Origin of the sequence: Lonsdalea populi (assembly GCF_015999465.1) — a bacterium.
Lineage (GTDB): Bacteria > Pseudomonadota > Gammaproteobacteria > Enterobacterales > Enterobacteriaceae > Lonsdalea > Lonsdalea populi.
Genome location: NZ_CP065534.1, coordinates 3,601,343 through 3,621,060, shown reverse-complemented (window position 1 = coordinate 3,621,060; position 19,718 = coordinate 3,601,343). Strand labels below are relative to the sequence as shown.

Below are 19,718 nucleotides of genomic sequence, written 5' to 3'. Positions count from 1 at the left end.
GGGACAATCGATGTCTAAAGAAAAATTTGAACGTACTAAACCGCACGTTAACGTCGGTACTATCGGCCACGTTGACCATGGTAAAACAACGCTGACCGCTGCTATCACTACCGTACTGGCTAAAACCTACGGCGGTTCTGCTCGCGCATTCGACCAGATCGATAACGCACCGGAAGAAAAAGCACGTGGTATCACCATCAACACGTCTCACGTTGAATACGATACCCCGACTCGCCACTACGCGCACGTTGACTGCCCAGGGCATGCCGACTACGTGAAAAACATGATCACCGGTGCTGCCCAGATGGACGGCGCGATCCTGGTCGTTGCAGCGACTGACGGCCCGATGCCGCAGACTCGTGAGCACATCCTGCTGGGTCGTCAGGTAGGCGTTCCGTTCATCATCGTGTTCCTGAACAAATGCGACATGGTTGATGACGAAGAGCTGCTGGAACTGGTTGAAATGGAAGTTCGTGAGCTGCTGTCTCAGTACGACTTCCCGGGCGACGATACTCCGGTAATCCGTGGTTCTGCTCTGAAAGCGCTGGAAGGCGAAGCTGAGTGGGAAGCGAAGATTGTAGAACTGGCCGAAGCACTGGACAGCTACATCCCGGAACCAGAACGTGCTATCGACAAGCCGTTCCTGCTGCCGATCGAAGACGTATTCTCTATCTCTGGCCGTGGTACTGTAGTTACCGGTCGTGTAGAGCGCGGCATCATCAAAGTGGGTGAAGAAGTTGAAATCGTGGGTATCAAAGACACGACTAAAACGACGTGCACCGGTGTTGAAATGTTCCGCAAACTGCTGGACGAAGGCCGTGCAGGTGAGAACGTTGGTGTTCTGCTGCGTGGTACTAAGCGTGACGAAGTTGAACGTGGTCAGGTACTGGCTAAACCGGGTTCAATCAAGCCGCACACCCAGTTCGAATCAGAAGTTTATATTCTGAGCAAAGACGAAGGCGGCCGTCATACTCCGTTCTTCAAAGGCTACCGTCCGCAGTTCTACTTCCGTACAACTGACGTAACGGGCACCATCGAACTGCCGGAAGGCGTAGAAATGGTCATGCCGGGCGACAACATCAAAATGGTTGTTAACCTGATTGCTCCGATTGCAATGGACGACGGTCTGCGTTTCGCCATCCGTGAAGGTGGCCGTACAGTAGGCGCAGGCGTGGTTGCTAAAGTTATCGCTTAATTGCTGATAAGATTTGACGCAACACGCGATAAAAGGGCATCATTTGATGCCCTTTTTCTACGCTGTCAGGGTAGAACCTATCTCATCAGCGATTGTGAAGTATAATCATTGGTGAGATAGGCTCTGTATAAACGGCGTAATCCCGAATTTTCCCTTTATAGGTAGCATTCGGTTTGGTTTGCCCTTCATGCTGGGCAAAATTATTTGTCTGAATCATTGTGACAGGTTGGTTTATGAGTGCGAATACCGAAGCTCAGGGTAGTGGACGTGGCCTTGAGATGCTGAAATGGCTGATCGTCGCTGTTTTACTGGTTGCGGCGGTTGTCGGTAATTATTATTACCGTGAGTTGAGCCTGCCTCTGCGAGCATTGGCTGTTGTTATCCTGATCGCTGTTGCGGGTGGCATAGCGTTATTGACGACGAAAGGTAAAGCGACCGTTCTGTTTGCGCGTGAAGCTCGTACTGAGGTTCGAAAAGTCATATGGCCGACTCGTCAGGAAACGCTACATACCACGCTGATCGTTGCTGCGGTAACTGCCGTCATGTCACTGATTTTGTGGGGACTGGATGGTATTCTGGTCCGTTTAGTATCGTTTATTACTGGCCTGAGGTTTTAAGATGTCTGAAGCTCCAAAGAAACGTTGGTACGTCGTTCAGGCGTTTTCTGGCTTTGAAGGTCGCGTCGCTCAGTCGCTGCGTGAACACATTAAACTTCACAACATGGAAGATCTGTTTGGTGAAGTGATGGTCCCTACTGAAGAAGTAGTGGAGATCCGTGGCGGACAGCGTCGCAAAAGCGAACGCAAATTCTTTCCGGGCTATGTGCTAGTGCAGATGGTAATGGAAGATGCCAGCTGGCATTTGGTCCGTAGCGTCCCACGCGTAATGGGCTTCATCGGCGGTACTTCTGACCGTCCGGCGCCGATTAGCGATAAAGAAGCTGATGCCATCATGAACCGCCTGCAGCAGGTGGGTGACAAACCGCGTCCGAAAACCCTGTTTGAGCCGGGTGAAATGGTCCGCGTCAACGATGGTCCATTCGCAGACTTCAACGGCGTTGTTGAAGAAGTGGATTACGAGAAAAGCCGCCTGAAAGTGTCCGTCTCTATCTTCGGCCGCGCGACTCCAGTTGAACTGGATTTCGCACAGGTAGAAAAAGGCTGATTTGAGCGTTTACCGCTAAGAATTTCTGCTTGTATATGGCGCAAAAATAGACTACTATTTCGCGCCTTTATTTTATGCGTCTGTTGACGTGTAAAACGTTTTTATCACTGCGGGGAGCTTCGCTAACCGAAGCGCTATCACCCATTCGAGGAAAGTTAAATGGCCAAGAAAGTACAAGCCTACGTCAAGCTGCAGGTTGCAGCCGGTATGGCTAACCCGAGCCCTCCGGTTGGACCGGCTCTGGGTCAGCAGGGCGTTAACATCATGGAATTCTGTAAGGCGTTCAATGCTAAGACTGACAGCATTGAAAAAGGTCTGCCGATTCCGGTTGTTATTACCGTTTACTCTGACCGTTCTTTCACCTTCGTTACCAAAACTCCGCCGGCAGCAGTTCTGCTGAAGAAAGCGGCTGGTATCAAGTCTGGTTCTGGCAAGCCGAACAAAGACAAAGTAGGTAAAGTAACCCGTGCTCAGGTACGTGAAATCGCAGAAACCAAAGCTGCGGACATGACTGGTTCTGATGTGGAAGCGATGACTCGCTCCATTGAAGGTACCGCTCGTTCCATGGGCCTGGTAGTGGAGGACTAAGAAATGGCTAAGCTGACCAAGCGCATGCGCGTGATCCGTGACAAAGTTGATGCAACTAAACAGTACGACATCAACGAAGCCGTTGCTCTGCTCAAAGAGCTGGCCACTGCGAAATTCGTAGAAAGCGTTGACGTTGCCGTAAATCTGGGCATCGACGCACGTAAATCTGACCAGAACGTACGTGGCGCGACTGTGTTGCCGCACGGTACTGGCCGCAGCGTACGCGTTGCTGTGTTTACTCAGGGTGCAAACGCTGAAGCGGCTAAAGCTGCTGGCGCTGACCTGGTAGGTATGGACGACCTGGCTGACCAGATCAAAAAAGGCGAAATGAACTTCGACGTTGTTATTGCTTCTCCGGATGCAATGCGCGTAGTTGGTCAACTCGGCCAGATCCTGGGGCCGCGTGGCCTGATGCCGAACCCGAAAGTGGGTACTGTAACGCCTAACGTTGCTGAAGCAGTTAAAAATGCTAAAGCAGGTCAGATTCGTTACCGTAACGACAAAAACGGCATCATCCATACCACTATCGGTAAGGTTGATTTCGACGCTGACAAACTGAAAGAAAACCTGGAGTCTCTGCTGGTTGCGCTGAAAAAAGCCAAACCGTCTCAGGCTAAAGGCGTGTACATCAAAAAAGTTAGCCTGTCCACCACCATGGGTGCTGGCTTGGCTGTCGATCAGAGCGGTTTGAACGCTGTAGCTAACTGATAGCTTTTGTTCCTCTTTACTGCGGTGCTGGATTTCTTTATAATCCCACGCCGCATTGTTCCACTTGTGGGACGAAAGAAGAATTTTCGGTTGGAGCCTGGCCTGATCCAGGCCTCCGTCCAAGACCGCAGGTGTTTCGAGAGAGACTTAATTTTCCTGCGTAGACGGTGACAGAGCCTGAAGAAAAGTTTGACTTGTCTTTGCTGGATTCTGCTCACCGTGTGTTACGCCTGTTGGTCGTTTTGGCTACAGGTGAAGTGAGTTCCGGAGATTTCTCCGGCTAAATCCAGGAGCAAAAGCTAATGGCATTAAATCTTCAAGACAAACAAGCGATTGTTGCTGAAGTCAGCGAAGTAGCCAAAGGCGCGCAGTCTGCGGTTGTTGCGGATTCTCGTGGCGTTACCGTAGATAAAATGACTGAACTGCGTAAAGCAGGTCGTGAAGCTGGCGTATACATGCGTGTTGTTCGTAACACGCTGCTGCGTCGCTCAGTTGAAGGTACTGAATTTGAGTGCCTGAAAGACACGTTTGTCGGTCCGACCCTGATTGCATACTCAATGGAACACCCGGGCGCTGCCGCTCGTCTGTTCAAAGAGTTTGCGAAAGCGAATGCAAAATTCGAGGTCAAAGCTGCAGCCTTTAACGGCGAGTTGATTCCGGCGGCTCAAATTGACCGTCTGGCAACCTTGCCGACTTACGAAGAAGCACTGGCACGTCTGATGTCGACCATGAAAGAAGCCGCTGCCGGCAAACTGGTTCGCACACTGGCTGCCGTACGCGATCAGAAAGAAGCGGCTTAATCGTCCCTTTTTACTGGCATCGTGTTTGCTAACGTATAAACTATTTCTGATTCTTAGGAACAATTGTTATGTCTATCACTAAAGATCAAATTCTGGAAGCAGTAGCAGCTATGTCTGTAATGGACGTTGTTGAACTGGTTTCCGCAATGGAAGAAAAATTCGGTGTTTCTGCTGCTGCCGCCGTAGCTGTTGCTGCTGCTGGCCCGGCTGAAGCCGCTGAAGAGAAAACTGAGTTCGACGTTGTTCTGTCTGCAGTTGGCGGCAACAAAGTTGCAGTTATCAAAGCAGTTCGTAGCGCGACTGGCCTGGGTCTGAAAGAAGCTAAAGACCTGGTAGAATCTGCTCCGGCAGTTCTGAAAGAAGCCATCAGCAAAGACGACGCTGAAGCTCTGAAGAAAGCCCTGGAAGAAGCTGGTGCTTCTGTTGAAGTTAAATAAATTTAACTTACAGGTTGCAGCCTGATTAATCAGGCTGATGGCTGGTGGCTTTTTAGTCACCAGCCTTTTTGCGCTGTAGGGAATCATTGGTGTTTCACACTATTTGACCATTGATTAACCCACAATATTTTTTTCTATCGACGACTTAATATACTGCATCGCCAGCCGCTTTGGCCGTCGAAGCAAATGCAGCGAAATGATTTAAGAGTGATAGAAACAAGTATTGCGAAAAGTGTTCCACTTTTCGATCGATATAAATGGTGTTGCATGAACTGTCCTTTATTTTAGGACGGACAGAGAGGTTCTACTTTTCAGCGAGCTGAGGAACCCTATGGTTTACTCCTATACCGAGAAAAAACGTATTCGTAAGGACTTTGGTAAGCGTCCGCAAGTTCTGGACGTGCCTTATCTCCTTTCTATCCAGCTTGACTCGTTCCAGAAATTCATCGAGCAAGATCCGGAAGGTCAGTACGGTCTGGAAGCCGCATTCCGTTCTGTATTTCCTATCAAAAGCTATAGCGGTAATTCCGAGCTGCAGTATGTGAGCTATCGCCTTGGCGAGCCGGTATTTGACGTCAAAGAATGCCAGATCCGCGGCGTCACATTCTCTGCGCCGTTACGCGTTAAGCTGCGTCTGGTGATCTACGAGCGTGAAGCGCCAGAAGGCACCGTTAAAGATATTAAAGAACAAGAAGTGTACATGGGCGAAATTCCGCTCATGACCGACAACGGTACCTTCGTGATAAACGGTACTGAGCGCGTTATCGTTTCTCAGCTGCATCGTAGCCCGGGCGTATTCTTTGACAGCGACAAGGGCAAAACCCACTCATCAGGTAAGGTGCTGTATAACGCGCGTATTATTCCCTATCGCGGTTCTTGGCTGGATTTCGAATTCGATCCGAAAGATAACCTGTTTGTCCGTATCGACCGTCGTCGTAAATTGCCTGCGACGATTATCCTACGTGCACTAAACTTCTCTACCGAAGACATTTTGGGCCTGTTCTTTGACAAAATTGTCTATGAAATCAATGGTAACAAGCTATTGATGGAGTTGGTTCCAGAACGTCTGCGTGGTGACACGGCTTCCTTCGATATCGAAGCCAATGGCAAGGTATACGTCGAGAAAGGTCGTCGTATTACGGCTCGTCACATCCGTCAGTTGGAAAAAGACGGCATTGAAAGCATTGAAGTTCCGGTGGAATACATTGCCGGAAAAGTGCTGGCGAAAGATTACGTTGATGAAAGCACGGGTGAAGTGCTCGCGAATGCGAACATGGAGCTGTCACTGGATCTGCTGGCCAAACTTAGCCAGTCCGGTCACAAGCAAATCGAAACGCTGTTCACCAACGATCTGGACCACGGTCCTTACATCTCCGAGACCGTACGCGTCGATCCAACTCACGATCGCTTGAGCGCGTTGGTTGAGATCTACCGCATGATGCGTCCGGGTGAGCCACCGACACGCGAAGCGGCTGAAAGCCTTTTTGAAAATCTGTTCTTCTCCGAAGATCGTTATGATTTGTCCGCAGTTGGTCGAATGAAGTTCAACCGCTCTTTGCTGCGTGAGGAAATCGAAGGTTCCGGTATCCTGAGCAAAGAAGACATTATTGATGTGATGAAGAAACTCATCGATATCCGTAATGGTAAAGGCGAAGTGGATGACATCGACCACCTGGGCAACCGTCGTATTCGTTCCGTCGGTGAAATGGCTGAAAACCAGTTCCGCGTAGGTCTGGTCCGTGTCGAACGTGCTGTTAAAGAACGCCTTTCTCTGGGCGACCTCGACACGCTGATGCCGCAGGACATGATCAACGCCAAGCCGATTTCGGCTGCGGTGAAAGAGTTCTTCGGTTCCAGCCAGCTGTCCCAGTTTATGGACCAGAACAACCCGCTGTCTGAAATTACGCATAAACGTCGTATTTCCGCATTGGGCCCAGGCGGTTTGACCCGTGAACGCGCCGGCTTTGAAGTTCGAGACGTACATCCGACTCACTATGGTCGCGTATGTCCTATCGAAACGCCGGAAGGTCCGAACATCGGTCTGATCAACTTCTTGTCCGTTTATGCGCAGACCAACGAATATGGTTTCCTGGAAACCCCTTATCGTTTGGTTCGCGACGGCGTTGTGACCGATGAGATTCATTACCTGTCTGCGATTGAAGAAGGCAACTTCGTCATCGCTCAGGCGAACACCAATTTGGACGAGGAAGGCCACTTCATTGATGAGCTGGTGACCTGCCGTAACAAAGGCGAGTCCAGCTTGTTCAGCCGCGATCAGGTTGAATACATGGACGTTTCCACCCAGCAGGTGGTTTCCGTCGGTGCATCCCTTATCCCGTTCCTGGAACACGATGATGCCAACCGTGCCTTGATGGGTGCGAACATGCAACGCCAGGCCGTTCCTACTCTGCGCGCCGACAAGCCGCTGGTAGGCACCGGTATGGAACGCGCGGTAGCGGTCGACTCCGGTGTGACCGCAGTGGCGAAACGCGGCGGTACGGTTCAGTACGTCGATGCATCACGTATTGTCATCAACGTTAACCCGGATGAAATGTATCCTGGGGAAGCCGGCATTGACATCTACAACCTGACCAAATATACCCGTTCCAACCAGAACACCTGCATCAGTCAGATGCCATGTGTGTCTCTGGGCGAGCCGATTGAGCGCGGCGACGTGCTGGCCGATGGGCCGTCCACCGATTTGGGTGAACTGGCGCTGGGTCAGAACATGCGTGTAGCGTTCATGCCGTGGAATGGCTACAACTTCGAAGACTCCATCTTGGTCTCCGAACGCGTGGTGCAGGAAGATCGCTTTACGACTATCCATATCCAGGAACTGGCTTGCGTATCTCGTGATACCAAACTGGGGCCTGAAGAGATCACCGCCGATATCCCGAACGTGGGTGAAGCCGCGCTCTCAAAACTGGATGAGTCCGGTATCGTCTATATCGGTGCGGAAGTGACCGGCGGCGACATCCTGGTCGGTAAAGTGACGCCGAAAGGCGAAACTCAGTTGACTCCGGAAGAGAAACTGCTGCGCGCCATCTTTGGTGAAAAAGCCTCTGACGTGAAAGACTCGTCTCTGCGCGTGCCTAACAGCGTTTCCGGTACGGTTATCGATGTTCAGGTCTTCACCCGTGACGGCGTTGAAAAAGACAAACGTGCTCTGGAAATTGAAGAGATGCAGCTGAAGCAGGCCAAAAAAGACCTGACTGAAGAACTGCAGATCCTCGAAGCCGGTCTGTTTGCCCGTATTCACGACGTGCTGGTTAGCGGTGGCCTTGAAGCCGCGAAGCTGGATCAGCTGCCGCGTGAGCGCTGGTTGGAACTGGGCCTGACTGATGAAGAAAAACAGAATCAGTTGGAACAGCTGGCCGAGCAGTACGACGAGCTGAAGCACGAGTTTGAGAAGAAACTCGAAGCTAAACGCCGCAAAATCACCCAGGGTGATGATCTGGCGCCGGGCGTGCTGAAAATCGTCAAGGTGTACCTGGCCGTGAAACGTCAGATCCAGCCTGGTGATAAGATGGCGGGTCGTCACGGTAACAAGGGTGTTATCTCCAAGATCAACCCGATCGAAGATATGCCTTACGATGAAAACGGTACGCCGGTAGACATCGTACTGAACCCGCTGGGCGTACCATCACGTATGAACATCGGTCAGATTCTGGAAACCCATCTGGGTATGGCTGCTAAAGGTATTGGTGACAAGATCAACACCATGCTGAAACAGCGCGAAGAAGCGGACAAACTGCGTGAGTTCATCCAGAAAGCATACGACCTGGGTAACGACGTTCGTCAGAAAGTGGATTTGAACACGTTCTCCGATGAAGAAGTGTTGCGCCTGGCAGAAAACCTGAAGAAGGGTATGCCCATCGCGACGCCGGTCTTCGACGGTGCCAAAGAGAGCGAAATCAAAGCGCTGCTACAGCTGGGCGATCTGCCGACTTCCGGTCAGATTACGCTGTTTGACGGCCGTACCGGCGAGCAGTTCGAACGTCCGGTCACTGTGGGCTATATGTACATGCTGAAACTGAACCACTTGGTTGATGACAAGATGCATGCACGTTCTACCGGTTCCTACAGCCTGGTGACTCAGCAGCCGCTGGGTGGCAAGGCGCAGTTCGGTGGTCAGCGTTTCGGTGAGATGGAAGTCTGGGCGCTGGAAGCTTACGGTGCAGCTTATACCCTGCAGGAAATGCTGACGGTGAAATCCGATGACGTGAACGGCCGTACCAAGATGTATAAAAACATCGTGGATGGCGATCACCGGATGGAACCAGGCATGCCGGAATCCTTCAACGTACTGTTGAAAGAAATCCGCTCGCTGGGTATCAACATCGAGCTGGAAGAAAAGTAATACCAGCCCGATTGCGTTGCTGACATTCGTTACAGGGGCACCTGAGTTTGACTCAGGTGCCTTACAGGTCTAACTCCGACAGGAGCCAATCCGTGAAAGACTTATTAAAGTTTCTGAAAGCGCAAACTAAGACCGAAGAGTTTGATGCGATCAAAATTGCTCTGGCATCGCCAGACATGATCCGTTCGTGGTCTTTTGGTGAAGTTAAAAAGCCGGAAACCATTAATTACCGTACGTTCAAACCAGAACGTGACGGTCTGTTCTGCGCCCGCATCTTCGGGCCGGTAAAAGATTACGAGTGCCTGTGCGGTAAGTACAAACGCCTGAAGCACCGTGGTGTTATCTGTGAGAAGTGTGGTGTTGAAGTCACCCAGACCAAAGTGCGCCGTGAGCGTATGGGCCACATCGAGCTGGCTTCTCCGACCGCGCACATCTGGTTCCTGAAATCGCTGCCTTCCCGCATCGGTTTGCTGCTGGATATGCCGCTGCGTGATATCGAACGCGTCCTGTACTTCGAATCCTATGTGGTTATCGAGGGCGGGATGACCAACCTTGAAAAGCGTCAGATCCTGACTGAAGAGCAGTATCTGGATGCGCTGGAAGAGTTTGGCGACGAATTCGACGCCAAGATGGGCGCTGAAGCTGTCCAGGCCCTGTTGAAAAACATGGATCTGGAGCAGGAGTGCGAACAGCTGCGTGAAGAGCTGAACGAAACCAACTCCGAAACCAAACGTAAAAAGCTGACCAAGCGCATCAAGCTGCTGGAAGCGTTCGTGCAGTCCGGCAACAAGCCGGAGTGGATGATCCTGACCGTGTTGCCTGTGCTGCCGCCGGACCTGCGTCCGCTGGTTCCGCTGGACGGCGGTCGTTTCGCTACGTCGGATCTGAACGATCTGTACCGTCGCGTGATCAACCGTAACAACCGTCTGAAACGTCTGCTGGATCTGGCTGCGCCGGACATTATCGTGCGCAACGAAAAACGTATGCTGCAGGAAGCGGTGGATGCGCTGCTGGATAACGGCCGTCGCGGTCGTGCCATCACCGGTTCCAACAAGCGTCCGCTGAAATCTTTGGCCGATATGATCAAAGGTAAACAGGGTCGTTTCCGTCAGAACCTGCTGGGTAAACGCGTCGACTACTCCGGTCGTTCCGTTATCACCGTAGGTCCGTACCTGCGTCTGCATCAGTGCGGTCTGCCGAAGAAAATGGCGCTGGAACTGTTCAAACCGTTCATCTACGGCAAGCTGGAGCTGCGTGGCCTGGCCACGACGATCAAAGCCGCCAAGAAAATGGTTGAACGCGAAGAAGCGGTCGTATGGGATATCCTGGATGAAGTGATCCGCGAACACCCGGTGCTGCTGAACCGTGCGCCCACCCTGCACCGTCTGGGTATTCAGGCATTTGAACCGGTTCTGATCGAAGGTAAAGCCATTCAGCTGCACCCGCTGGTATGTGCTGCGTATAACGCCGACTTCGATGGTGACCAGATGGCCGTTCACGTACCGCTGACGCTGGAAGCCCAGCTGGAAGCGCGTGCGCTGATGATGTCTACCAACAACATTCTGTCACCGGCGAACGGCGAACCTATTATCGTTCCGTCTCAGGACGTGGTATTGGGTCTGTATTACATGACCCGCGACTGTGTTAACGCCAAGGGCGAAGGCATGGTTCTGACCGGGCCGAAAGAAGCTGAACGCGTCTATCGTGCCGGTCTGGCTTCTCTTCATGCGCGCGTCAAAGTGCGTATTACGGAAGAGATCAAGAATATTGAAGGCGAAACCACGCATCAGACCAGCATCATCGATACGACCGTTGGTCGTGCGATTCTGTGGATGATCGTGCCGAAAGGTCTGCCGTACTCGATCGTTAACCAGCCTCTGGGCAAGAAAGCGATCTCCAAAATGCTGAACACCTGTTACCGCATTCTGGGTCTGAAGCCGACCGTTATCTTTGCTGACCAAATCATGTACACCGGTTTTGCTTACGCTGCGCGCTCTGGTGCGTCCGTAGGTATCGACGACATGGTTATCCCAGCGAAGAAAGCCGAGATCATCGAAGAAGCCGAAACCGAAGTCGCCGAGATCCAGGAGCAGTTCCAATCTGGTCTGGTCACCGCGGGCGAGCGCTACAACAAAGTTATCGATATCTGGGCGGCGGCGAACGAACGTGTTGCCAAGGCGATGATGGAAAACCTGTCTGTAGAAGACGTGGTTAACCGCGATGGCGTTGTCGAGCAGCAGGTTTCCTTCAACAGCATCTTTATGATGGCCGACTCCGGTGCGCGTGGTTCAGCGGCGCAGATTCGTCAGTTGGCGGGTATGCGTGGTCTGATGGCGAAGCCGGATGGCTCCATCATCGAAACGCCGATCACCGCGAACTTCCGTGAAGGTCTGAACGTACTCCAGTACTTCATCTCAACCCACGGTGCTCGTAAAGGTCTGGCGGATACCGCATTGAAAACCGCGAACTCCGGTTACCTGACACGTCGTCTAGTCGACGTGGCGCAGGATCTGGTGGTGACGGAAGACGATTGCGGCACGCACGAAGGCATCATGATGACGCCGGTTATCGAAGGTGGTGATGTTAAAGAACCGCTGCGTGAGCGTGTTCTGGGCCGTGTCACGGCTGAAGACGTCATCAAACCGGGTACGGCTGATATTCTGGTTCCGCGTAACACGCTGTTGAACGAACAGTGGTGTGACCTGCTGGAAGAAAACTCCGTCGATTCGCTGAAAGTACGCTCTGTCGTAAGCTGTGAAACCGACTTTGGCGTGTGCGCCAAATGTTACGGTCGCGACCTGGCCCGTGGTCATATCATCAACAAGGGTGAAGCCATCGGGGTTATCGCGGCGCAGTCCATCGGTGAACCGGGCACCCAGCTGACCATGCGTACCTTCCACATCGGTGGCGCGGCATCTCGTGCGGCAGCGGAATCCAGTATCCAGGTGAAAAACAAGGGTACGCTGAAACTGAGTAACGCCAAGTACGTAACGAACAGCGCTGACAAACTGGTGATTACTTCACGTAACACCGAGCTGACGCTGATCGACGAATTTGGTCGTACTAAAGAAAGCTATAAAGTGCCTTACGGTGCTGTGATGGCGAAAGGCGACGGCGAAGCCGTAGCGGGTGGTGAAACTGTAGCAAACTGGGATCCGCACACCATGCCGGTCATCACGGAAGTGAGCGGTAACATTCGCTTCACCGACATGATCGACGGCCAGACCATTACGCGTCAGACTGATGAACTGACCGGTTTGTCCTCCATCGTGGTTCTGGACAGTGCAGAACGTACCGGTGGTGGTAAAGAACTGCGTCCGGCGCTGAAAATCGTTGATGACAACGGCGAAGACGTTCTGATCCCTGGCACCGATATGCCGGCTCAGTACTTCCTGCCGGGTAAAGCGATTGTCCAGCTGGAAGACGGCGTGAAAATCGGTTCTGGTGACACCCTGGCCCGTATTCCGCAGGAATCCGGCGGTACCAAGGATATCACCGGTGGTCTGCCGCGCGTTGCTGACCTGTTCGAAGCCCGTCGCCCGAAAGAGCCGGCAATCCTGGCTGAAATCAGCGGTATTATTTCCTTCGGTAAAGAAACCAAAGGGAAGCGCCGTCTGGTGATCACGCCGGTTGACGGTAGCGATCCTTACGAAGAGATGATCCCGAAATGGCGTCAGCTCAACGTGTTCGAAGGTGAGCGTGTTGAACGTGGTGACGTGATCTCCGATGGTCCTGAGTCTCCGCACGACATTCTGCGTCTGCGTGGCGTGCATGCGGTTACGCGTTACATCACCAACGAAGTGCAGGAAGTTTACCGCCTGCAGGGCGTTAAGATTAACGATAAGCACATCGAAGTTATCGTTCGTCAGATGTTGCGTAAAGGCACCATCGAAAGCGCGGGTGGCACTGAGTTCCTGGAAGGCGAACAGGCTGAAGTATCCCGCGTCAAGATTGCTAACCGTCAGTTGGAAGCCGACGGCAAGCTGCCGGCAACCTACAGCCGCGATTTGCTGGGTATCACTAAAGCGTCTCTGGCGACCGAGTCCTTCATCTCTGCGGCCTCGTTCCAGGAAACGACCCGCGTACTGACCGAAGCGGCAGTGGCTGGCAAGCGTGATGAACTGCGCGGCCTGAAAGAGAACGTGATCGTGGGTCGTCTGATCCCGGCCGGTACCGGTTATGCATACCATCAGGATCGTATGCGTCGCCGTCAGGCGAGTGAACCCGTCGTTGCACCTCAGGTCAGCGCGGATGAAGCTTCCGCTAACCTGGCTGAGCTGCTGAACGCCGGTTTCGGCAACAGTGACGACAAGTAACGTCGACGCTGCATGATAAAAAACCGCTCCCCGGAGCGGTTTTTTTATGCATAAAAAGCGAGTGATGAGACAGAAAACAGAGCAATGAGAGACACATTATGCTGAAAGCAAGCGTGGTTGCAGCCAGTCTGGCGGTATTGTCCGCCGTGCCGGCTTTTGCTGCCGGAATGCCGTTTGCGCCGCCGGTGCAAAAAATTTTCTCTAACTGGCAGGTGACGTGCAACAACCTGAACGACTGCGACGTGCGTAATATTGATGAAAATCTGCGTATCACGCTCACGCGGCAGTCCGGCGCGACCGGCGTAACGTCATTGACGATCGTGCCTTTTTCTCAGGAAGCCCATCCCACATTGTGGCTGGATGAAGACCCGGCGGAAGGGTTGAATTTAACGCCTGCGCTTAACGACGACGACGCGATTGTCGCCACGGAAAATTTGCCCGTGATACAACATTTTTTACAGCAGGCTAAAGATGCGCTGACGCTTTCCGTCGGTGACGATCCGCAACAGGGCAGCTCCTTACGTGGATTGAACGCGGCGCTCCTGCTGGTGGATGAACGTCAGGGACGAATTGGCACACAAGGGGCGCTGCGGCAGCGCGGTAGTAAACCGGCTTCCGACGTCCCGGCGAGGTTGAGTCAACCCGGACTGCCGCCCGCGCTGACAAACGTGCCTGCGGTCAGCAATCCGCAAACGTTGGTCGAGGCCGTCATCAAGGCGCAGCATGTGCTGCTGGTGAGAGAGACTTGCGATATCAACGAGCAGGATAAAGCGATTAATCAGGTTCAGCCGCTGGACCAACGCAATGCGCTGGTCATGATCAACTGCGGCATGGGCGCTTATCAATCATCGAGCCTGGTGTTTATCACGCCGCGCGATAATCCGTCGGCCGCGCGTCAACTGGTGCTGCCGTTGCCGCTGCCGGATGAAAACGGACGTCCTCAGCAGGTAGATTGGTTTACCAACGCTGACTATGATCCCCAGACTGGCGATCTGTTCCATCTGGTGAAAGGCCGCGGCTTTGCCGACTGCGGTGAAAGCGCCCAGTGGCGTTACGACGGTCAACAGTTCCGGCTAGTGACTTATCACAGCCAGAGGGGATGTAACGGCGGTTGGCCTGGCGAATGGCCTTCGCTGTGGGAAACGCCGGGGTATAACGAAGGCAAATAGCGCTAAGCGTAGGAAGGGCCGCAGTCGGCCAGAACCAGACCGACGGCGACATAAGAGGCGCAGGCTCGAGGATTCACAGTCAGCCTGCGGCCGGCAAGTGTACCGGCATGCGCACTTTAACGTTGCCCGGTTTTCCCCGCGACCGCAGCCGCACTGATATGGAAACCGTCGCGAAAAAAAATTAGCGACATCGCTTACCTCTCATTTTTCCTGTGAGCATCATTCCGGCACTGAAGCCAACCGTCTTTGCCGAAGGCATCGGCCCGGTAGCACTGGTCAATGTCCGCACGCGACAGGCCGATATCCTTGAGGCGTTCGTCGCTCATCATATGCAGTAGTTTGCGCGTTCTGGTGCGCAGACGTCGTCGCTGCCAATGCCCGCAGACTTCGATAAATAGCGCGCGCAGCGAGAATGTTTGCGAATGTTGACCGTGTCGTGCCATTTTCAGTCCCTCCCCGTGTAGTGTGGCACCATCATGAAAGAGAGTGAGAAAACAATACAGATTCACAAATGCGCTTTATTTACCATACAGAAGAGAATTGTATGACTCTGAATGGGACTTTTCGTGTCAATCTGTACTGGTTTCTGACGATAATGTTCCAATGAAGGATACTTTCATGACTCGCTATCAGCATCTGGCCACCTTGTTGGCGCAGCGCATTCAACAAGGGCTTTATCAGCCGGGAGAACGGCTGCCCTCGGTCAGAATCCTCTCGCAGGAGCATGGCGTGAGCATCAGTACGGTCCAGCAGGCTTACCATCTGCTGGAAGAGCAGATGCTGATTTCTCCGCAGCCGCGCTCGGGCTACTTTGTCTCTGCACGTTATGCCGCGCCGCCTATTCCTGCGATTACGCGCCCGGCGCAGCGGCCGGTTGAAATTACCCATTGGGATGCGGTGCGTGGGTTGTTAGACATGCGTAGGGAAAGCGAGGTCATGCATCTGGGCAACGGCATGCCGGATGTGACGTCGGCCACCATCAAACCGTTGTGGAAAATCATCAGTCGACAGGGTATGAAGTCGGACGCCTCGCTTTTGCAATACGGCGGCTTGCGCGGCGTAACGACACTGCGGGAGCAAATTGCACGCCTGGCGGTCGACAGCGGGTGCAGGCTGACCGCTGATGAGATCGTCACCACGACGGGGTGTCAGGAAGCGCTGTTTCTTTGCCTTCGGGCTGTCTGTCAGCCGGGCGATATCATCGCTGTCGAATCCCCGACGTTTTATGGGATGATGCAGACGCTGCGGAGTTACAGGGTAAAGGTCATTGAAATTCCGACGGATTTTGTCAACGGACTCAGTTTGGAGGCGCTAGAGTTAGCGCTGGACCAGTGGCCTATTAAGGCCGTGTTTGTGGTGCCGAACTGCAATAACCCGCTGGGTTTTATCATGCCGGAGGCGCGTAAGCGGGGATTGATGACGCTCGCGCAGCGTTTCGATATCGCCGTAATCGAGGACGACGTCTATGGCGAGCTGGCCTATGAATACCCGCGGCCGATGACCTTGAAGTCGTTGGATGACGATGGGCGCGTGCTGTTGTGCAGCTCCTTTTCCAAAGTTATGGGGCCGGGCCTGAGAGTGGGTTGGGTCGCGCCGGGACGGTATCTCGATCGCGTGCTGCATATGAAATACGTGAACAGCGGAGGCGGCGTCATCCTGACGCAATCGGCGGTCGCCGAGTTTATCCGTCAGGGCCATTACCTGCCGCACCTGAGGCGAATGCGTGCGCAATACCAGCGTAATCAGTGTCGCTTCACCAGCTTCGTCCGCCATTATTTCCCCGAGGGGATCTGCGTTAGCCGACCGCAGGGCGGCTTTTTGATGTGGATAGAACTGCCGGAAGCCTTCGACGGCATCCGGTTGAATCGCCGTCTGGCTGAACGCGATACGCAGGTCGCCGTAGGTTCTCTGTTTTCGGCATCGGGCAAATACCGCAACTGTCTGCGTCTCAACTATGCGTTACCCTGCACAGAGAAAACGGAAAGGGCGTTGAAGATGATTGGGGAAGAAATCGAGCGGGAGATGACGCTCGCGTGCAAGGCCTGAGCCCCTCAGGCGCGAGGACGAAGGACCGCGATGTCCGGCGTTCAAGACATCGCGGTACGTTCAGTCGTGGTGCGATGAAATGCGCGATCTTCCCAGATAGCCGTCCCAGTCTTTCCACACGGGCTGTAGGCCGGCACGGATTATCGCGTCTGCCACCGCCTCCGGCCGCCGGGCATCATGGGGAGCGAACTGTTCCAGCTCCGGGTGGTTGTCGGCGTAGCCACCCGGCTGCGTTTTGGAGAAGGCGCTCACGCTGTTGATGGCGATGGACACCATATGATCGCGAAAGAAAGGCGACTCGCGCGTCGACAACGACAGCTCCACGTCCGGCGCCAGCAGCCGAAATGCGCAAATCGTCTGCATCAGCTGTGCTTCATCCATCAGCGAAGCCGGTTCAATACCACCCGCACACGGGCGCAGGCGTGGAAACGAGAGAGAAAAGCGGCTTTGCCAGTAACGTCGCTGCAGGTCCAGCAGGTGTTCCGCCACCATGTAGCAGTCCATGCGCCAGCTGTCCGACAGGCCGATCAACGCGCCGAGGCCGATCTTGTCGATCCCCGCCGCGCCGAGACGATCCGGCGTGGCCAGCCGCCAGGGGAAATCCTGTTTGCGGCCGCGCAGGTGGTGCCGCGCGTAGGTCGGCGCGTGATAGGTTTCCTGGTAGACCATGACGCCATCTAGTCCCAGCGCCTTTAGCTCGGCATACTCCTCCGTCGCCAGCGGCTGCACTTCCATCATCAGCGAGCTGAAGTGCGGTCTGATCAGCGGCAGCACCCGTCGAAAGTAGTCCATCCCCACCTTGCCCTGATGCTCGCCGGCGACCAGCAACAGTTGGTCGAACCCTAGCTGGCGGATTGCACGGCACTCCCGCTGGATCTCATCGTCATTCAGGATCTTGCGCTTAATCCGATTGCTCATCGAAAACCCGCAGTAGGTGCAGTCGTTGGCGCAGAGGTTGGACAAATACAGCGGAACATAAAATCCCACCGTATTGCCGAAGCGCTGGCGGGTAAGACGCTGCGCGCGCTGGGCCAGCGGTTCGAGGTAGCCTGCCGCGGCGGGCGAAATCAACGCCATGAAGTCGTCGAGGTCGAGTCGGGGCGCATCGAGCGCCCGCAGGACGTCGGCAGACGTTTTACCGTTGATGCGAAAACGGAGATCGTCCCAGTCGAGCGTCTCCCAGCGGCGATAAAATCCTTCGCTCATGAGTTTGCTCCCGTTGGATTTTGATGTAGAAAATCGGTCAGAGGGCTGGTGGCGGTGGCGTGGGATTGACGCGTACCCAAGCCCGACTCCGTCGCCAGCGCGCCCGCCTCAACCGCTAGCCGAAAGGCGCGGGCCATACCGACCGGGTCACGGGCGACGGCCATCGCCGTGTTGACCAGTACGGCATCGGCCCCCATCTCGATAGCCTCGGCGGCCTGGCTGGGCGCGCCGATCCCGGCGTCGACCACGACCGGAACCTGCGCCTGTTCGATGATGATGCGCAGAAAATCGCGCGTTTGCAGGCCCTGATTAGAGCCGATCGGCGCTCCCAGCGGCATGACCGCAGCACAGCCGACGGCCTCCAGCCGTTTGCACAGCACCGGATCGGCGCCGCAGTAGGGCAGCACGATAAATCCTTCTTTCACCAGCTGGGCCGCTGCCTTCAGCGTTTCCACCGGGTCGGGCAGCAGGTATTTCATATCGGGATGAATCTCGAGCTTAATCCAGCGAGTCCCCAACGCTTCCCGAGCCAGATGGGCGGCGAAGACCGCTTCCTCCGCCGTTTTGGCCCCCGAGGTATTCGGTAACAGCTGTACCCCCAGACGCTGTAGCGGCGCCAGAAGCGCGTCGCTGCCGCCGGAAAGGCTAACGCGTTTCATCGCCAGCGTGACCAGTTGGGAGCCTGCCGCCTGCAGCGCCGCGCTCATGATCTCTGCGCTGGCGAACTTGCCGGTGCCTGCCAGCAGCCGGGATGTAAATGTGGTTTCTGCGATGGTGAGCATTTATCCTCCTGCTATCGCCTGAAAAAGCAAAATGTCGTCCCCGTCCTGCACCCGACAGGCGCTCCAGTCGGGGCGGGGGATGACGATCTGATTGATCGCCAGCGCGGTGCCCGGTTGCAGACGATCCAACCGTTGCAACAGCTGCTCCACGCTGATCGGCTCCTCCAGCGTGATGGCTTCCTCATTGATAAAAATTTTCATACGGCGCTCCGGCAGACCGGGCAGCCCGCAGCGGGGGAGAGCTGGAGCGTATTCCACTGCTGCTGGCGGGCGTCGAACAGCCTCAGCTTGCCGTCCAGCATGGAGGGCAGTCCGCACAGCAGTTTGATGGCCTCCAAGGCCTGTAAAGTCCCCATGACCCCGGCAACCGGCCCCAATACGCCGGCGGTGCGGCAGTTGCGCACAGGCTCGGTCGCATCCGGATAAAGGCAGGCGTAGCAGCCGTGAAGATAGGGGGGCGTCAGCACGAGCAATTGGCCGCCGAAGCCGACGGCGCTGGCGCTGACTAACGGTTTTTCAGCCCGGACGCAGGCGGCGTTGACGGCATGGCGCGTCGCCATGTTGTCGCTACAGTCCAGCACCAGGTCGACGCGGCTGACCGCTTCAGCCAGCGCTTCGCCTTCCAATCGCGACTGTAACGCTTCGATCGCGATGTCCGGGTTCAGCGCCAACAGCTGACTCTGAGCCAGAATCGCTTTAGGTTGCGCGATATCCTCAGTGCGATAGAGCACCTGGCGTTGCAGGTTGGAGATATGCAGCGTGTCATGATCCGCCAGCAGCAGCCTGCCGACGCCTGCGGCCGCCAGATAGAGCGCACAAGGCGCGCCCAGACCGCCGAGACCGACTTGCAACACGGTGGCGTCAGCCAGCCGCTGCTGACCAACGGGACCGATATCTTCCAGCAACAGCTGGCGGCTGTAACGCATAAAGGCCTGATCGTTCAGCAT

Annotated in this window: 16 protein-coding genes; 11 read left to right on the top strand and 5 right to left on the bottom strand. The window is 54.6% G+C overall.

Features of this window, described 5'->3' with window-relative positions; translation table 11 throughout:
• Positions 1-10 precede the first annotated feature (10 nt).
• The 10 genes from tuf to I6N93_RS15985 all read left to right on the top strand — a co-directional run bounded on the left by tuf (position 11) and on the right by I6N93_RS15985 (position 14,737).
• A complete protein-coding gene (gene tuf / locus I6N93_RS16030) occupies positions 11-1,195 on the top strand; it encodes an elongation factor Tu (RefSeq protein WP_197669175.1) in 1,185 nt (394 codons plus the stop codon).
• Between the two features lie 233 nt (positions 1,196-1,428).
• Positions 1,429-1,812 carry a preprotein translocase subunit SecE gene (gene secE / locus I6N93_RS16025; RefSeq protein WP_026744200.1) on the top strand — a complete coding sequence of 128 codons (384 nt, stop codon included), beginning with the start codon at positions 1,429-1,431 and terminating at the stop codon, positions 1,810-1,812.
• A gap of 1 nt (position 1,813) precedes the next feature.
• Complete coding sequence (gene nusG / locus I6N93_RS16020) at positions 1,814-2,359, top strand: transcription termination/antitermination protein NusG (protein ID WP_085689879.1); 546 nt, start codon at positions 1,814-1,816, stop codon at positions 2,357-2,359.
• A 159-nt stretch (positions 2,360-2,518) separates the two neighbouring features.
• On the top strand, positions 2,519-2,947 hold the full coding sequence (rplK, locus tag I6N93_RS16015) for a 50S ribosomal protein L11 (RefSeq protein WP_004929911.1): 429 nt from the start codon (positions 2,519-2,521) through the stop codon (positions 2,945-2,947).
• Positions 2,948-2,950: 3 nt separating this feature from the next.
• On the top strand, positions 2,951-3,655 hold the full coding sequence (rplA, locus tag I6N93_RS16010; protein ID WP_026740924.1) for a 50S ribosomal protein L1: 705 nt from the start codon (positions 2,951-2,953) through the stop codon (positions 3,653-3,655).
• 302 nt (positions 3,656-3,957) lie between these two features.
• Entirely contained in the window at positions 3,958-4,455 is a 498-nt protein-coding gene (gene rplJ / locus I6N93_RS16005; protein WP_085689878.1) for a 50S ribosomal protein L10, read from the top strand.
• Positions 4,456-4,523: 68 nt separating this feature from the next.
• The gene (rplL, locus tag I6N93_RS16000; protein WP_026740922.1) at positions 4,524-4,892 is read left to right on the top strand and encodes a 50S ribosomal protein L7/L12; all 369 of its coding nucleotides are present in this window, start codon (positions 4,524-4,526) and stop codon (positions 4,890-4,892) included.
• Positions 4,893-5,223: 331 nt separating this feature from the next.
• Positions 5,224-9,252: a DNA-directed RNA polymerase subunit beta gene (gene rpoB / locus I6N93_RS15995; RefSeq protein WP_197669174.1), complete on the top strand. Its 4,029-nt coding sequence runs from the start codon at positions 5,224-5,226 to the stop codon at positions 9,250-9,252.
• Positions 9,253-9,344: 92 nt separating this feature from the next.
• On the top strand, positions 9,345-13,568 hold the full coding sequence (gene rpoC, locus I6N93_RS15990) for a DNA-directed RNA polymerase subunit beta' (protein ID WP_085689874.1): 4,224 nt from the start codon (positions 9,345-9,347) through the stop codon (positions 13,566-13,568).
• A gap of 98 nt (positions 13,569-13,666) precedes the next feature.
• Entirely contained in the window at positions 13,667-14,737 is a 1,071-nt protein-coding gene (locus I6N93_RS15985; RefSeq protein WP_085689872.1) for a DUF1176 domain-containing protein, read from the top strand.
• Between the two features lie 194 nt (positions 14,738-14,931).
• Here the strand turns inward: I6N93_RS15985 and I6N93_RS15980 are convergent, their stop codons facing one another.
• Positions 14,932-15,180, bottom strand: coding sequence for a DUF1127 domain-containing protein (locus I6N93_RS15980; protein WP_085689870.1), 249 nt, complete (start codon positions 15,178-15,180; stop codon positions 14,932-14,934).
• 175 nt (positions 15,181-15,355) lie between these two features.
• On the opposite strand from I6N93_RS15980, the gene I6N93_RS15975 reads away from it, so the two are divergent.
• On the top strand, positions 15,356-16,783 hold the full coding sequence (locus I6N93_RS15975; protein WP_085689869.1) for an aminotransferase-like domain-containing protein: 1,428 nt from the start codon (positions 15,356-15,358) through the stop codon (positions 16,781-16,783).
• A gap of 60 nt (positions 16,784-16,843) precedes the next feature.
• Here I6N93_RS15975 and thiH read toward each other — a convergent pair whose 3' ends face one another.
• The 4 genes from thiH to I6N93_RS15955 are packed head-to-tail and all read right to left on the bottom strand — an operon-like array spanning position 16,844 to position 19,718.
• Positions 16,844-17,989 carry a 2-iminoacetate synthase ThiH gene (gene thiH / locus I6N93_RS15970; RefSeq protein WP_085689867.1) on the bottom strand — a complete coding sequence of 382 codons (1,146 nt, stop codon included), beginning with the start codon at positions 17,987-17,989 and terminating at the stop codon, positions 16,844-16,846.
• A complete protein-coding gene (locus I6N93_RS15965; protein WP_085689865.1) occupies positions 17,986-18,771 on the bottom strand; it encodes a thiazole synthase in 786 nt (261 codons plus the stop codon). The genes thiH and I6N93_RS15965 overlap by 4 nt, the downstream gene beginning before the upstream one ends.
• Positions 18,772-18,972, bottom strand: a complete 201-nt coding sequence (thiS, locus tag I6N93_RS15960) for a sulfur carrier protein ThiS (RefSeq protein WP_085689863.1) — start codon at positions 18,970-18,972, stop codon at positions 18,772-18,774.
• Complete coding sequence (locus tag I6N93_RS15955) at positions 18,969-19,718, bottom strand: HesA/MoeB/ThiF family protein (protein ID WP_085689861.1); 750 nt, start codon at positions 19,716-19,718, stop codon at positions 18,969-18,971. The genes thiS and I6N93_RS15955 overlap by 4 nt, the downstream gene beginning before the upstream one ends.

Bases quoted from the DNA above. Each gene is read 5' to 3' on its own strand.
- tuf (WP_197669175.1), top strand. From the start codon at position 11: ATGTCTAAAGAAAAATTTGAACGTACTAAACCGCACGTTAACGTCGGT.
- secE (WP_026744200.1), top strand. From the start codon at position 1,429: ATGAGTGCGAATACCGAAGCTCAGGGTAGTGGACGTGGCCTTGAGATG.
- nusG (WP_085689879.1), top strand. From the start codon at position 1,814: ATGTCTGAAGCTCCAAAGAAACGTTGGTACGTCGTTCAGGCGTTTTCT.
- rplK (WP_004929911.1), top strand. From the start codon at position 2,519: ATGGCCAAGAAAGTACAAGCCTACGTCAAGCTGCAGGTTGCAGCCGGT.
- rplA (WP_026740924.1), top strand. From the start codon at position 2,951: ATGGCTAAGCTGACCAAGCGCATGCGCGTGATCCGTGACAAAGTTGAT.
- rplJ (WP_085689878.1), top strand. From the start codon at position 3,958: ATGGCATTAAATCTTCAAGACAAACAAGCGATTGTTGCTGAAGTCAGC.
- rplL (WP_026740922.1), top strand. From the start codon at position 4,524: ATGTCTATCACTAAAGATCAAATTCTGGAAGCAGTAGCAGCTATGTCT.
- rpoB (WP_197669174.1), top strand. From the start codon at position 5,224: ATGGTTTACTCCTATACCGAGAAAAAACGTATTCGTAAGGACTTTGGT.
- I6N93_RS15985 (WP_085689872.1), top strand. From the start codon at position 13,667: ATGCTGAAAGCAAGCGTGGTTGCAGCCAGTCTGGCGGTATTGTCCGCC.
- I6N93_RS15980 (WP_085689870.1), bottom strand. From the start codon at position 15,180: ATGGCACGACACGGTCAACATTCGCAAACATTCTCGCTGCGCGCGCTA.
- I6N93_RS15975 (WP_085689869.1), top strand. From the start codon at position 15,356: ATGACTCGCTATCAGCATCTGGCCACCTTGTTGGCGCAGCGCATTCAA.
- thiH (WP_085689867.1), bottom strand. From the start codon at position 17,989: ATGAGCGAAGGATTTTATCGCCGCTGGGAGACGCTCGACTGGGACGAT.
- I6N93_RS15965 (WP_085689865.1), bottom strand. From the start codon at position 18,771: ATGCTCACCATCGCAGAAACCACATTTACATCCCGGCTGCTGGCAGGC.
- thiS (WP_085689863.1), bottom strand. From the start codon at position 18,972: ATGAAAATTTTTATCAATGAGGAAGCCATCACGCTGGAGGAGCCGATC.
- I6N93_RS15955 (WP_085689861.1), bottom strand. From the start codon at position 19,718: ATGCTGAACGATCAGGCCTTTATGCGTTACAGCCGCCAGCTGTTGCTG.